The organism is Ruminococcus sp. AM26-12LB (assembly GCF_003480785.1).
Lineage (GTDB): Bacteria > Bacillota > Clostridia > Lachnospirales > Lachnospiraceae > Blautia_A > Blautia_A fusiformis.
Map to the genome: position 1 here is coordinate 14,754 of NZ_QUJX01000023.1, position 12,990 is coordinate 27,743.

At 46.2% G+C, this 12,990-nt stretch carries 14 protein-coding genes; 13 read left to right on the forward strand and 1 reads right to left on the reverse strand.

All coding sequences use genetic code 11. The annotated features are described in order from the left end of the window. Nucleotides 1–13: 13 nt before the first annotated feature. The 9 genes from DW694_RS15200 to DW694_RS15240 all read left to right on the forward strand — a co-directional run bounded on the left by DW694_RS15200 (nt 14) and on the right by DW694_RS15240 (nt 7,494). Nucleotides 14–1,168, forward strand: coding sequence for a LicD family protein (locus DW694_RS15200; protein WP_114001936.1), 1,155 nt, complete (start codon nt 14–16; stop codon nt 1,166–1,168). Further along, nucleotides 1,161–2,978, forward strand: coding sequence for a thiamine pyrophosphate-binding protein (locus DW694_RS15205; RefSeq protein WP_021651258.1), 1,818 nt, complete (start codon nt 1,161–1,163; stop codon nt 2,976–2,978). The genes DW694_RS15200 and DW694_RS15205 overlap by 8 nt, the downstream gene beginning before the upstream one ends. A 1-nt stretch (nt 2,979) precedes the next feature. Further along, entirely contained in the window at nt 2,980–3,717 is a 738-nt protein-coding gene (locus DW694_RS15210; RefSeq protein WP_118515827.1) for an SDR family oxidoreductase, read from the forward strand. 325 nt (nt 3,718–4,042) lie between these two features. Beyond that, nucleotides 4,043–4,192 (forward strand): 50S ribosomal protein L33, encoded by a 150-nt coding sequence (rpmG, locus tag DW694_RS15215; protein ID WP_044961412.1) that lies wholly within the window; start codon nt 4,043–4,045, stop codon nt 4,190–4,192. Nucleotides 4,193–4,217: 25 nt separating this feature from the next. Then, on the forward strand, nt 4,218–4,424 hold the full coding sequence (gene secE / locus DW694_RS15220) for a preprotein translocase subunit SecE (protein ID WP_015525331.1): 207 nt from the start codon (nt 4,218–4,220) through the stop codon (nt 4,422–4,424). A 15-nt stretch (nt 4,425–4,439) separates the two neighbouring features. Then, nucleotides 4,440–4,961: a transcription termination/antitermination protein NusG gene (gene nusG, locus DW694_RS15225; RefSeq protein WP_015525332.1), complete on the forward strand. Its 522-nt coding sequence runs from the start codon at nt 4,440–4,442 to the stop codon at nt 4,959–4,961. Between the two features lie 68 nt (nt 4,962–5,029). Next, entirely contained in the window at nt 5,030–5,455 is a 426-nt protein-coding gene (gene rplK, locus DW694_RS15230) for a 50S ribosomal protein L11 (RefSeq protein WP_015525333.1), read from the forward strand. A 95-nt stretch (nt 5,456–5,550) separates the two neighbouring features. After that, complete coding sequence (gene rplA / locus DW694_RS15235; protein WP_015525334.1) at nt 5,551–6,246, forward strand: 50S ribosomal protein L1; 696 nt, start codon at nt 5,551–5,553, stop codon at nt 6,244–6,246. A 321-nt stretch (nt 6,247–6,567) separates the two neighbouring features. Further along, nucleotides 6,568–7,494, forward strand: coding sequence for a serine hydrolase (locus DW694_RS15240; RefSeq protein WP_353611219.1), 927 nt, complete (start codon nt 6,568–6,570; stop codon nt 7,492–7,494). Nucleotides 7,495–7,639: 145 nt separating this feature from the next. Here the strand turns inward: DW694_RS15240 and DW694_RS15245 are convergent, their stop codons facing one another. Further along, complete coding sequence (locus tag DW694_RS15245) at nt 7,640–8,362, reverse strand: GntR family transcriptional regulator (protein ID WP_178687675.1); 723 nt, start codon at nt 8,360–8,362, stop codon at nt 7,640–7,642. Between the two features lie 292 nt (nt 8,363–8,654). On the opposite strand from DW694_RS15245, the gene DW694_RS15250 reads away from it, so the two are divergent. The 4 genes from DW694_RS15250 to DW694_RS15265 are packed head-to-tail and all read left to right on the forward strand — an operon-like array spanning nt 8,655 to nt 12,751. Then, the gene (locus DW694_RS15250) at nt 8,655–9,623 is read left to right on the forward strand and encodes an SIS domain-containing protein (RefSeq protein ID WP_118625122.1); all 969 of its coding nucleotides are present in this window, start codon (nt 8,655–8,657) and stop codon (nt 9,621–9,623) included. Nucleotides 9,624–9,660: 37 nt separating this feature from the next. Further along, nucleotides 9,661–10,518 (forward strand): PfkB family carbohydrate kinase, encoded by an 858-nt coding sequence (locus DW694_RS15255; RefSeq protein WP_114001933.1) that lies wholly within the window; start codon nt 9,661–9,663, stop codon nt 10,516–10,518. Nucleotides 10,519–10,533: 15 nt separating this feature from the next. Further along, the gene (locus DW694_RS15260) at nt 10,534–12,036 is read left to right on the forward strand and encodes an ABC transporter permease subunit (RefSeq protein ID WP_118609220.1); all 1,503 of its coding nucleotides are present in this window, start codon (nt 10,534–10,536) and stop codon (nt 12,034–12,036) included. Further along, nucleotides 12,029–12,751 carry an amino acid ABC transporter ATP-binding protein gene (locus tag DW694_RS15265; protein ID WP_118625124.1) on the forward strand — a complete coding sequence of 241 codons (723 nt, stop codon included), beginning with the start codon at nt 12,029–12,031 and terminating at the stop codon, nt 12,749–12,751. The genes DW694_RS15260 and DW694_RS15265 overlap by 8 nt, the downstream gene beginning before the upstream one ends. Nucleotides 12,752–12,990 lie beyond the last annotated feature (239 nt).

Consider the following 12,990-nt stretch of genomic DNA (forward strand, 5'->3'; position numbering starts at 1 on the left):
GAGGCAGAGTGTATTGAACAGAGAACAGCAGAAAGTACTGGAACTTCTAAAAGAAATAGATACCATATGCAGAAAAAATAAGATCACATATTATCTTTCTCCGTATCTTACCCTCTGTGCGGTAACGGAGCGCCCTTTTCCCATGAATCCGGCAAGCAATGATATTTATATGAAGACCGGTGATATGGCCCGGTTTAAAAATATCTTTGATGAAGAACCAGAGCTGCGCAGAACTCTGGAATCTATGGAGAATAACAGCCGTTTCCCCGGATTTTTTCTGCGTTATACAGATAAAGATACATTGTTTTATAAGCTGGACGAGTATGGAAAATACAAACATCCGGGACTGGGGATCAATATCCTTCCGCTGCAGTGTGAATATGGCCCAAAGGGAAAATATCTCTGGAACCGTATGCGCGAAGAGGGATGGAAAAGAATCTACGGAAAAAAAGGCGAGTGGCGGAACCGGCGTGAGCTGGGATGTATCTGGATGGTGCGAGTCCTTTCTCTTTGCGGACGAGGCTGGCTGGCAAAGAGCATATTCCGGGATCTGCTCCGGCAGCCGCAGGATGGCGCAAAAACCTATGTACTCCGATATTTTGACCAGAATCTTTATTTTCCTGCGCATATTTTTGAAAATCCCGGGGAGGCAATGCTTGGAGGAGAATCCTTTATGGTCCCGGGAAACACAGACAGCTATCTCACCCGGGCCTACGGCAAAAATTATCGAAATAAGTCAATGGAAAACTATGTTCCCGGCTCGCTGGTGGTGTGCAGCACACTGATCCCATGCGAGGAATTTCTGCAGCAGTCAAAGGAACTGAAGAAATTTGCTTCTGTCAGGAAGAAAAGGGAAAAGCGCAGGCAGTTTGGAATGAATTACCGGGAATATCTTGCACAGTGCTGGGATTATGCAAAATTCTGCGGGGAAAAATATACCTGTGCACTGGCTTATCGCAAAAAGCTCAGCTATATCCGGAATCTCTTCAAAAATGAAGATTATGTGGAACTGGAAAAAGCATTTGCAGGATATACCAGGATGAATGATCGCTGCCTGAAATATGAAGAAGCATTTGAAACAGATCCGGAGGTTTTTGACCTGTATCTTAAGTATCTGGAAAAAACAGGAAGGATCTCGTATATGGAGAAGGTAAAAAAATATGTCTAAGGTCAAGCTTACAGATTATGTTGTGGAATTTTTGCAGAAAAAAGGGATTCATGATTTCTTTGGATACCAGGGAACCATGATCGCACATCTGGTAGATTCCATTGAGAAGAATCCCCATGTAAGAAGTCATTCCAGCTATCATGAGCAGGGAGCTGCTTTTGCCGCCTGTGGTTATGCTCAGGCAAAGAATGCCTGCGGCTGTGCCTATGCCACCAGTGGTCCGGGAGCTGCCAATCTGCTTTCCGGTGTGGCAGATGCGTATTTCGATTCTCTTCCGGTGATCTTTATCACCGGACAGCTGAATACCTATGAATATTCCGGTATTACAGGCCTTCGTCAGCAGGGCTTTCAGGAGATCGATATGGTTTCCATGGCAAAGCCGGTAACCAAGTACGCGGTGCAGGTCCGTGATCCGAAAAATATCGTTCGTGAACTGAATCTTGCATGGCAGATCGCCAATACAGATCGAAAGGGACCGGTTCTTATCGATCTTCCCATGAACGTGCAGAGAGGCGAGGTGGAAGATCCGGTTTATGATATGGAATTTTCCGAGGAAGAGATCGAGACAGCTGTATATGGAAAAAATGATCCGGAAAACGGGGCAGCCTTTTACAGGGATGCAGTTGCAAAGGCGGATTCTTCTGATGGAGCAGAGGCGGCAGAATATATTCTGGATAAGATCAGGACTGCAAAACGGCCGGTATTTATGATCGGTCACGGAGCTTCCGGAGAAGCAGAAAAAATGCTCACAGATCTGGCGCGTGCCCATCACATTCCGGTGATCACAAGCGTACTTGCCCGGTCCGCACTGAGCTTTGATGATCCTTTGAACTTCGGGTGCATCGGAGGTGCTTACGGACACCGGTATGCAAATATGATCGCCAATGCAAAAAGCGACCTTCTGCTCTGCTTTGGAATTTCCCTGTGTACCCGTCAGATTGGTACTAAGGTTCATGAGTTTGCGAAGAATGCTGAAATCATCCGTGTGGATATTGATCCTTATAATCTTCAAAGAGAGATCCATGAGGGAAGAGAAGGTGAGAAATGCTTTTGCGTCAGCGCAGAGACTGTGGTGCGTAAGCTGACAGAGCAGCAGGCACAGATCGGTTCCTATGAGGAATGGCTTGCTGTCTGCCAGAAGATCCGTAAGGAACTCTGGAAAGTGGACGATGAGACACCGCAGCGTTATCCGAACCGCATGATCGCATACTTGAGTGATCAGCTTTCCGATACCGGAGCGGTTGCTGTGGATGTGGGACAGCATATGGTATGGAGCTATCAGTCCTTCCACAATCAGCAGGGGCAGAAGACACTTTTTTCCGGCGGACATGGTGCTATGGGCTATGCACTTCCGGCGGCTATCGGAGCTTATTATGCTACCGGCAAGCCGGTGGCATGTATCTGCGGAGACGGAGCCTTCCAGATGAATATCCAGGAGCTGCAGTGGGTGAAGCGTGAGAATATCCCAGTGAAGATGATCGTAATGAATAATGAGGCTCTGGGAATGATCCGTCATCTTCAGAGAGATTATTTTGACTGTGTATATGCGGATACCTCCGATGGCAGCGGATTCTCGTCCTGCGATTTTACAGATGTGGCGCAGGCTTACGGAATTCCTGCAAAGCGCATCCAGGGAGAAGACGTGGAAAAATATGCCGGTGGATTCCTGGAGCAGAACGGACCGGAGCTTCTGGAGATCATGCTGGAGCATGGAACCTACGCATACCCGAAGACCTGTCTGGGTGAGCCGATCCACAATCAGCAGCCTTATATACCGAAACCGATATTTGATGAACTGATGGAGCTGTAAAATGGGAAAAATAACTGTGATCACAGGCGGTACCTCTGGAATCGGAAGAGGGATCGCCGAAAAGATCCTGGCAGAGTCAGCAAAAGCTGACAGGATCTTTGTAACATATGGACATGATGAGAAGAAGGCACTGTCGTTTCAGGAGAGCCTTCCTGAGGAAAAAAGATCTCAGGTGACTTTGATAAAGGCAGATATGTCTTCCTATGAAGAGATGATGGTTTTTGTGGAGGAGCTGAAAAAGCAGACAGACCATATTGACTGGCTTGTAAGCAATGCCGGCATCAGTACCTACGCAAAATATGAAGACTACAGCTTTGAGGAGTGGACACGGATCGTAAACACCAATCTTTCCGTACCTGTATTTATGGTAAAAGAGCTGAGATCCATGATGGTGGAGGGCGGCAGTGTGCTCTTTACCGGTTCCTATGCAGGACAGCAGGCGTATTCTTCCTCCCTTGTATATGGAGTCACCAAGGCAGCCATCCATTTTCTGACAAGATCCCTGGTAAAGGAATTTGAGCCAAAGGGCATCACAGTCAACGCTATTGCACCTGGCTTCATCGAAACTCCGTGGCACAGCGCTCGCACCCAGGAGAGCTACGACCGTATCAACCGGAAGATCGCACTCCACAGGTTTGGAACTGTGGAGGAAGTGGCGGATATGGCTTATGCAGTGCTGTCTAACGGATATATGAACGGCAGTGTGGTGGATATCCACGGTGGTTATGACTACTTTTAATAGAAGTTGAAAGTGTGCAGGAAGACAGAAGAAGACATGTTGTGCCTGCACATAAGGGTCTTCTTATTACTTTCTGTACAGGGCGACGTCCCGAAAACGAAATGCAGCGAAGCAGAATCGGGTTTGCGCACTTGAGACGTCCGTACGGAATCTGTGAAATTCTTTATATTTAAGCGAAAAAGGCTTGACTTGCACACCTGCTCTGTGATAAAATTGACGAGCGACATGGAAGTTAGGTCTTTTTTTTATGCCCGAAAATGACGACGGATATACGTTCCGGGCGGCATAGAAGACCATGCAAATGAAAACACTGGAGGTGGAAGTTGTGCGCGTTAAGATTACATTAGCATGCACCGAGTGCAAGCAGCGTAACTACAATATGACGAAGGAGAAAAAGAACCATCCTGAGAGAATGGAGACCAAGAAATATTGTAAGTTCTGTCATACACACACTCTGCACAAGGAAACAAAGTAATCACAGAGATTTGTGAGGTTATGCTATGGAAAAACAGAAATCTGAGGATAAGCCGCAGAAGAAAAGTTGGTTTCAGGGACTTCAGTCAGAATTTGAGAAGATTGTCTGGACAGACCGTCCCACACTGGCAAAGCAGACTGTTGTGGTCGTGATCATCACGATCATCCTGGCAGTGGTTATCAGTGTAATGGATTCCGGAATTCTGGAATTCATTAATTTCTTAATGAAGTAAGGACAAGGTGATTATATGTCAGAAGCAGCAAAATGGTACGTTGTCCATACCTATTCCGGGTATGAGAACAAGGTAAAAGCCAACATTGAAAAGACGATCGAGAACAGACACCTGGAAGACCAGATCCTGGAGGTACGTGTTCCGCTGCAGGATGTAGTGGAGATGAAGAACGGAACCTCAAGACAGGTTCAGAAAAAGATGTTTCCAGGCTATGTGCTTCTCAATATGGTGATGAATGACGATACCTGGTATGTTGTCCGTAATACCCGCGGTGTTACAGGATTCGTAGGACCGGGATCAAAGCCTGTGCCTCTTACAGAAGAGGAAATGATGCCGCTTGGTATCCAGAAACCGGATATCGAAGTGGACTTCGCAGAGGGCGACATGGTAGTCGTTACCGGTGGTGCATGGAAAGATACCGCAGGTGTGATCACAGGTATCAACATGCAGAAACAGACGGTAACGATCAATGTTGAGCTTTTCGGTCGTGAAACACCGGTAGAAATAAGTTTCACAGAAATCAAAAAAGCTGAGTAATTCAAAAACAAGGTAACAGCAAGTGGGAGGGACACACCCCCGCCAATACCACATAGGAGGTGCCGAAAATGGCAAAGAAAGTAACAGGATATATCAAATTACAGATTCCGGCTGGTAAAGCAACTCCAGCACCACCTGTAGGTCCGGCTCTTGGACAGCATGGTGTAAACATCGTACAGTTTACTAAGGAGTTCAACGCAAGAACAGCTGATCAGGGAGATCTTATCATCCCGGTTGTCATCACTGTTTACGCTGACAGAAGTTTCAGCTTCATAACCAAGACTCCGCCGGCAGCAGTTCTTCTTAAGAAAGCTGCAAACATCAAATCTGGTTCCGGTACACCGAACAAGACCAAAGTAGCTAAAGTTACTAAGGCACAGGTTCAGGAGATCGCTGAGCTGAAGATGAAAGACCTCAACGCAGCATCCATCGAGGCTGCTATGAGCATGATCGCCGGTACAGCAAGAAGTATGGGAATCGAAGTCGTAGACTAATAAATACCGAAGCTTAAGTTCGGGGTTCCCGTAGAAAAAGTGAAATTTTCAAGTGGGAGGGCTTTTCCCCGCAAATACCACAGGAGGTTATAGAAATGAAACGAGGAAAGAAATATGTGGAAGCTGCGAAAGCAGTAGACCGCGCAACATTATATGATGCACCAGAGGCTATCAGCCTTGTTAAAAAAGCAGCTGTAGCTAAGTTCGACGAGACCATCGAAGTTCACATCCGTACAGGCTGCGATGGACGTCACGCAGATCAGCAGATCCGTGGAGCAGTTGTTCTGCCACACGGAACAGGTAAAAAAGTTCGTGTACTTGTATTTGCTAAAGATGCTAAGGCAGAAGAGGCAAAGGCAGCAGGAGCAGACTTCGTAGGAGCTGAGGACCTCATTCCGAAGATCCAGAACGAGGGATGGCTTGACTTTGACGTTGTAGTTGCAACACCGGATATGATGGGCGTTGTAGGCCGTCTTGGTCGTGTACTTGGACCGAAAGGTTTAATGCCAAACCCGAAAGCTGGTACTGTAACAATGGACGTAACAAAAGCTGTTAACGACATTAAAGCAGGTAAGATCGAGTATCGTCTTGACAAATCCAACATCATCCATGTTCCGATCGGAAAGGCTTCCTTTACCGAGGAGCAGTTAAGCGACAACTTCCAGACGCTTATGGGAGCTATCACAAAGGCTAGACCTAGCACACTGAAAGGTCAGTATCTGAAGAGCGTTACAATCGCTCCGACAATGGGACCTGGTGTTAAGCTTAACCCGATTAAATTAGCTCAGTAATAAATTTTAAATACCCTGTACAGAGGAAACTTTGTATAGGGTATTTTTTTATACATTTATACACCTTGATTTTTGGGGGCAAAAATCCTACAATAAGGCACAAACAGAGTTGTAACAGACCGAAAGCTCATCAGAGTTTTTTCATATAGATTTTACAGAAGAAAATAATAATCATGTTAATATAAAAAAGATAGGGAAAACGTTTCTGTAAGTAAAACTTACAGATGAATTTGTCGGAACAGGGAGTATAAATTGAGATCAAAAAAGCGTAAAGCGAAGAAAATAAAAAAACAGGTAAACAAAATAAAAATGATACTCTGCCTGGTGGTAGAGGCTATCGTGATCCTGACACTTATAGTGATCATCGGCTGGAATAAAGGGGTAGGTGACTGGATGGAGTCTCTGCAGAGACCGGTTGTCCGTAAGCTTGAGATGAGCGGTATCAACAGTCCCTACGCAGTGCTGATGCAGGTAAAAGGCGGAAAGATCATCGGAAATATGAAGGGCGATGAGAAGATCTATCCGGCTTCCATGACGAAGATCATGACGGTGATCGTGGCTATTGAGAACCTGGATGATCTGGATCAGGAGATCACTCTGACCCAGGAAATGTTCCAGGGGCTTTATGAGCAGGATGCCACCCAGGCAGGCTTTCAGCCCGGTGAGACCGTGCGGGCCATCGACCTTCTTTATGGTGCCATGCTGCCATCCGGTGCGGAGTGTTGTATCGCACTGGCGGATACCGTAGGCGGTTCCAGGGATGGATTTGTGGAGCTGATGAATAAGAAGGCACAGAGGATTGGAATGAATGGTACACATTTCTGTGATACGACAGGGCTTCATGATCCGGATCATTACAGTACAGTGAGAGATATTGCGGTGCTGCTCAGGTATGCGCTTCGGAACGATACGTTCAGAGAAATAATTGAGAGTCCGCGGCATTCCACAGGAGTGACGAATATCCATCCCAGCGGGATCACATATTACAGTACCATGTTCAAAAATCTTTCTGACCCTTCCGTTACCGGCGGCAAGATCCTGGGCGGCAAGACAGGATATACCAGCGAGGCGGGTCTGTGTCTTGCAAGCTTTGCAGAGGTCTACGACAGGGAATACATACTGGTAACGGCAGGCGCATCGGGAAATACCGGAAGCCCACTCCATGTGGAGGATGCGGTGACGATCTATAACCGCCTTGGAAAGGCCATTGAGGCACAGATGACAGGCAGTGATGGATCGGAGTCTTGAAAAGATAAAGGGTAAATTTTGTGTATCGCGAAGCGTGTTACGGAGAACGGAGTGAACAGTAATATTTTTGGATAAATAAACACTGGCACAGAGGTGTATGCTGCTGTATTGGCAGCATAACGCTTCTGTGCCGTTTTTTGATTCTTCAAAATGAAATCGTATAGCGGGAACCTGCAATGTATTCACGGCTGATGTAAAGCGGTTTTCCATCAGGAGCTTCCATATAGGAATCCAGGATCAGCACGGGATCGCCGGAAGACAGACGCAAAGTTTTTGCCATATCCGGGGAGGCTGCAGTAACAGAAATGGTGCTGCGGCTGGATTCTGCGATCGTACAGCGGTAGGTGTTTTTGATATATTCAAAAAAAGAACCGTTTTCTACAGCGTTCGGATCAAAATCCGGGAAAAGCCGTGTGGGGAGCCAGGTGTGAACATCAATAACCGGAATACTGTCAGCCAGAAGAAGACGTTCCAGGAAAAAAACTTCCTCATCCGAAGTAAGCTGCAGAAAATCAGAGGTTACGCTGTTCGCAGTTTTTTTGCAGAAGGACAGTACGTGAGATTCCGGAATCCGGTCATTCTGACGGCAGGATTCGGAAAAACTCATATTTTTCTGGGATTCAAATTTCCGGAAGATCATGGGGGATTTTACAAAGGTTCCTTTTCCCTGATGCTTGATAAGATAGCCCTGTGTGCAAAGCTCCTCCACGGTACGTCGGACAGTGATCCGGCTGACATGGTAAAGATCGGCAAGCTCCGGCTCAGGAGGGATTTTTTCTCCGGGCTTATAAGTACCGTTTTTGATCTGCTGGGTGATGATATTCATAAGCTGCTTGTAAAGCGGCTGGATTGAATTTTTATTTAACATGAAAATATCCTTTCTGAGGTTGTTCATAAAAGATATTTTACTATAGTGCGGATGTATTTGTCCAGTAAGGGACAAACCTCTGCAGTGCGTCAGAAGGTATATTGGATGAATAATTAATCATAAATCATGAATATACTCTTTACTATAACGTTATAATATGTTATATTCTTCAAAAAGGTAAAATACAAAAGTACAAGAAGGAGAAATTCATCTGAAAATCTGAAAAAAACCTGTATTTTCAATGGATTCAGAGGATTCTCAGACGAATTTCCACGAAAACCGGAGGATGAAAATGGACGCAGTAAAAATCGTAAATAAGATCAACAAAGAGCATGGAACAATCAAAAATGTGTATTTTCTTGCATGCGGAGGATCTCTTGTGGATCTGTATCCGGGATATTATTTTGTCCGTGCGGAATCCGCAGTGATGGATGCACAGTGGATCCCTGCAAGAGAGTTTGCACTGACACCGCCGAAGAAGCTGGGAAAAGACAGTCTTCTGATCATCTGCTCCCACAGTGGCAAGACAAAGGAGTGTCTGGAGGCAGCAAAAACAGGAATGGATGCAGGTGCAGCTGTTGTTACAATGACACATGCGCCAGGTTCCCCATGTGATACCGATAAATGGATCTCCGTTGTATACGACTGGGCACCGGGGGTAAAGGAAGCAGAGAAGCCTCAGGGAATCGTACTTCGTATTCTTAATGAGCTGATGAAGGTACAGGAGCCGGGATATAAGCTTTACGATAAGATCGTGGAAGGCTTTGAAAAGATCGATAATGTTATTGCAGCTGCAGTGAAGGATCAGCAGAATGCAGCATGGCTTTTTGCAGAAAAATATTCAGAGGAACCGAACCTCTATATCATGGCATCGGGAGCCTCCTATTCTCAGGCATATGGCTTTGCGATCTGCTCACTTCAGGAAATGCAGTGGATGGACTGCGGTTATCTGAACAGTGCGGAATATTTCCATGGACCGTTTGAGGTAACGGATGAGGATCATCTTTATATCCTTATGATGAGCCGGGGCAGAAACCGTATGATGGATGCGCGTGTGCTGACTTTCCTTGAAAAATACGGAAAGAAATACGAAGTGATCGATGCGGATAAGCTTGGTATGGAAGCAATTGATGACAGCTGTGTGGAATATTTTACTCCGATGCTGTTCTACACCATGACGACCGTTTACCGTACCGCTCTCCAGGATAAACGCCGTCATCCGCTGGATATGAGAAGATATATGGGCGTTGTAGAGTACTAAAGGTGCTGCTGTGCCTGTGCACAGAGAAAGGGAAAATATGAGTAAATACAGTACAAAGCTTCTTGGCTTCGGAGACAATGTAGTGGATATCTATGATCATCTGAAAACCATGTATCCAGGCGGAAACTGCGTAAACGTCAGTGTTTACGGAAAGATGGCCGGATGTGAAAAAACAGCGTATATGGGATATTTCGGAGATGACGACAGAGCAGAGCTGATCATGGATACACTGGAAAAAATCGGCGTGGAAACCGTAAAGTGCAGACAGCTGCATGGCGAGAACGGTTATTCCAGGATCACATTAAAAGACGGAGACCGTGAGTTCCTGGATTTTAATGATGGTGGTATCCGTGGAAAAACACCGTATATCCTTGATCGTTTTGATCTGGAATATATGAAAGGCTTTGATGTGGTACATAGCGGAAATTACTCTTTTACGGAGGAAGAGCTGCATAAGATCAAAGAGGCGGGAATTCCGGTTTCTTTTGACTTTTCTGATGATTCCACAGAGGAATATTATGAAAAAACAGCACCGGAGGTTACTTACGCATTTTGCTCCTTTGACGGAACCGACCAGGAGGCAGAAGAGCATCTGAAAAAGATCATCTCCATGGGGCCGAAGCTTGCCATGGCCTCCAGAGGAGCCAGGGGCTGCATTCTTTATGACGGAAGGAATTTTTACCGACAGCCGGCAGCGCCGCTTACGGAAGTAAAAGATACTCTTGGCGCCGGGGATTCACTGATCGCATCTTTCCTTACCGGGTATATCGGAAGAATGAAAAACGGCATGGCGGAGGAAACCGCGATCTGTGAAAGTCTTGAAGAGGCAGCTGCTTTTGCAGCGGGCATTTGTGGCATGGAAGGTGCTTTTGGCTACGGAAAAAAATATGAATAGCAGGAGGGGAAAATAATGGGACGCAATGGAAAAAGCAGAGCTCTTATCTGTTTTGTACTGTGTATGATCATGGCTCTGCCGATATATTTCAGCAGTGCAGTGGCAGTAAAAGCGGCAGAACAGCAGACCATCATCATAGGAACGAACGCAGAGTATTCACCATTTGAATACCTGGATGATAATGGAAATATTACAGGTTTTGATTACGATCTTCTGGAGGCGATCGCCAAGGAAGAAAACGTAAAGCTGGTATGGAAGGATATGCCCTTTGATTCCCTGATGGGTTCCATGGAGGCTGGTGATGTACAGGTGATCGCAGCCGGGATCGGACCTACGGAGGACCGTAAAAAAAGCGTTGATTTTTCCGATGTTTATTACACCGGTACACAGTGCATCATCAGCCGCAAGGATAATCCGATCAAGGATTTTGAGGAGATGTCCGGAAAAACCGTTGCAGTTCTGGAGGGTGCACAGAGTGATATGATCGCATCCGGCGAGACTACTGATTACGGTGAAGTTAAGGATGCCAAAGTAAAAAGATTTAAAAACGCTTCCAGTGCAGTCATGGAGCTGAAAAACGGTGGAGCAGATGCAGTTCTGATCGACAATATCATGGCTGAGATCTACTGCAAACAGAACTCAGACCTGCAGTATGAGTCCGTGCCAAGTACAGCAGAGGATACGGTTTTCTGCATTGAAAAAGGAAACACAGAGCTTGTCCAGATCATCAATGACGGGCTTGCAAAAGTAAAAAAATCCGGGGAATATGATGATCTTTATCAGAAGTATTTTGTGGACACACTTGAAAACAGCGAGGATGTGACAGATGTAGCAGCAACCGATGGTTTTCTGGGACTTTTAAGCTTTATTTTCCTTCAAGATAATCGTTGGAAGTTTTATATTAATGGTCTTGGGATTACACTGATCGTTTCCCTTTTGTCAGTGATCGTAGGTATCCTGATCGGTCTTGTAGTGGCATTGGTACGTCTTGGAGCTGCGAAAAAAGGCAGAAGAACCATTCTTTCCACGATCGCGGATATTTATGTTGATGTGATTCGTGGAACACCGTCAGTCCTTCAGCTGATGATCATCTATTTTGCAGTGTTCCACAGCAGGCTGGGATATGTGGCAGCAGTGGTCAGCTTCGGTATCAACAGCGGTGCATATGTTTCCGAGGTTATCCGCGGAGGTATTTTATCTGTAGACAAGGGCCAGAGCGAGGCTGGTCGTTCTCTGGGTCTTGGGTATAAAGATACCATGCGTTTCATTATCATTCCGCAGGCTGTAAAAACCATCCTTCCGGCAATGGGTAATGAGTTTATCCAGCTGATCAAAGAAACATCTATTTTAGGTTATGTAGGTATCATGGATCTGACAAAAGCGGCAAGCTATGTTTCTTCCCGTACTTATCAGATGTTCATACCGCTGATCGTTGCAGGTATCATGTACTATCTGATCGTGAAGTGCCTGAGCCTTCTGCTGAAGAGATTTGAAAGGAGACTGAGAGAAAGTGATTGATGTTAAAAATCTGAAAAAGTCCTTCGGGGACGTACACGTATTAAAGGGAATCACAACTCACGTAAACAAGGGTGAGTGTATCTGCATCATCGGTCCGTCCGGCTCCGGAAAATCTACATTTCTGCGATGTCTGAACCTTCTGGAAAAACCGGAGGAAGGTGAGATCACCGTAAACGGACAGCAGCTTCTGGATCCGAAGCTGGATGTAGATAAATTCAGGGAAAATGTGGGAATGGTTTTTCAGCATTTTAATCTGTTTCCAAATATGACAGTATTGAAAAATATCACCCTTGCGCCGGTGCGCCTTGGCAAATGGAATGCAGCGGAAGCTGATCAGAAGGCGAGGGTTCTTTTGAAAAGAGTCGGCCTTGAAGAAAAAGCCGATGTCTATCCCGGAAAGCTTTCAGGCGGACAGAAGCAGAGGGTTGCCATTGCCAGAGCCCTTGCAATGAATCCCCAGGTGCTTCTGTTCGACGAGCCGACATCAGCTCTTGATCCGGAGATGGTCGGAGAGGTTCTTGAGGTTATGAAGGAGCTTGCAAAAGAAGGCATGACCATGCTGGTGGTTACCCATGAGATGGGCTTTGCAAGGGAGGTCAGCGACAGAGTGCTCTTTATGGATGATGGGGTGATTCTTGAGGATAGAAATCCGAAAGAACTGTTTGGGGATCCTCGAGAGGAAAGGACGAAGGAGTTTCTTTCCAAAGTATTGTAGGGTTTTTCGTGGAAAAGTTTTGCTTTGAAAAAGCGGGGAAATTCGTGGGGAGGGGAGGCACTCGGAGTTGCGAAGCCCGTTTCCCCTCCCCACACCCCACCCCTCCGGGCACGCCGCTGTGCTACGCCTTGGAGTGTGTTAATTTATCGGCTTAGTCCTGTATGCTGCTGTATTGGCAGTGTCAGGCTGAGCCGATTTTTGTTTCGTCGGACGGGAAAGCGGGCCCCGCCGCGGGGCCG

Excerpts from the sequence above, each read along its gene's own strand:
- DW694_RS15260 (WP_118609220.1), top strand. The coding sequence starts at position 10,534 with ATGGGACGCAATGGAAAAAGCAGAGCTCTTATCTGTTTTGTACTGTGT.
- DW694_RS15245 (WP_178687675.1), bottom strand. The coding sequence starts at position 8,362 with ATGTTAAATAAAAATTCAATCCAGCCGCTTTACAAGCAGCTTATGAAT.
- DW694_RS15255 (WP_114001933.1), top strand. The coding sequence starts at position 9,661 with ATGAGTAAATACAGTACAAAGCTTCTTGGCTTCGGAGACAATGTAGTG.
- rplK (WP_015525333.1), top strand. The coding sequence starts at position 5,030 with ATGGCAAAGAAAGTAACAGGATATATCAAATTACAGATTCCGGCTGGT.
- secE (WP_015525331.1), top strand. The coding sequence starts at position 4,218 with ATGGAAAAACAGAAATCTGAGGATAAGCCGCAGAAGAAAAGTTGGTTT.
- rplA (WP_015525334.1), top strand. The coding sequence starts at position 5,551 with ATGAAACGAGGAAAGAAATATGTGGAAGCTGCGAAAGCAGTAGACCGC.
- DW694_RS15210 (WP_118515827.1), top strand. The coding sequence starts at position 2,980 with ATGGGAAAAATAACTGTGATCACAGGCGGTACCTCTGGAATCGGAAGA.
- DW694_RS15205 (WP_021651258.1), top strand. The coding sequence starts at position 1,161 with ATGTCTAAGGTCAAGCTTACAGATTATGTTGTGGAATTTTTGCAGAAA.
- DW694_RS15250 (WP_118625122.1), top strand. The coding sequence starts at position 8,655 with ATGGACGCAGTAAAAATCGTAAATAAGATCAACAAAGAGCATGGAACA.
- nusG (WP_015525332.1), top strand. The coding sequence starts at position 4,440 with ATGTCAGAAGCAGCAAAATGGTACGTTGTCCATACCTATTCCGGGTAT.